General features: G+C 50.3%; 1 rRNA gene. It reads left to right on the top strand.

Annotated features, from left to right (window positions below):
- Window positions 1-177: 177 nt before the first annotated feature.
- Window positions 178-525: ribosomal RNA gene (locus tag KJS52_RS26995) — 16S ribosomal RNA — on the top strand; the annotation flags it as partial.

Here is a 525-nt window from a genome sequence, read left to right on the forward strand (position 1 = left end):
CGCCGCGAGAGATTGCTGGTGACGAGGGAAAAGAAATTGATCCTTGAAAACTGAACAACGAGTAAGAACTGCCATCAATGTTGCCGCCCCGTCGGTCAACATTGATAAAAGCGAAATAGAAGATTTTATCTAGCGATTCTCGCATAGAAAAAACTTCAGTAATGAGCAAGACAAACTTTCATGGAGAGTTTGATCCTGGCTCAGGACGAACGCTGGCGGCGTGCCTAATACATGCAAGTCGAGCGGAGTTGATAGGAAGCTTGCTTCCTTGAGACTTAGCGGCGGACGGGTGAGTAACACGTAGGTAACCTGCCCATAAGACCGGGATAACATTCGGAAACGAATGCTAATACCGGATATGCGATTCTCTCGCATGAGGGAGTTGGGAAAGACGGAGTAATCTGTCACTTATGGATGGACCTGCGGCGCATTAGCTAGTTGGTGAGGTAACGGCTCACCAAGGCGACGATGCGTAGCCGACCTGAGAGGGTGATCGGCCACACTGGGACTGAGACACGGCCCAGA

This window comes from Paenibacillus montaniterrae, assembly GCF_018403185.1.
Taxonomy (GTDB): domain Bacteria; phylum Bacillota; class Bacilli; order Paenibacillales; family Paenibacillaceae; genus Pristimantibacillus; species Pristimantibacillus montaniterrae.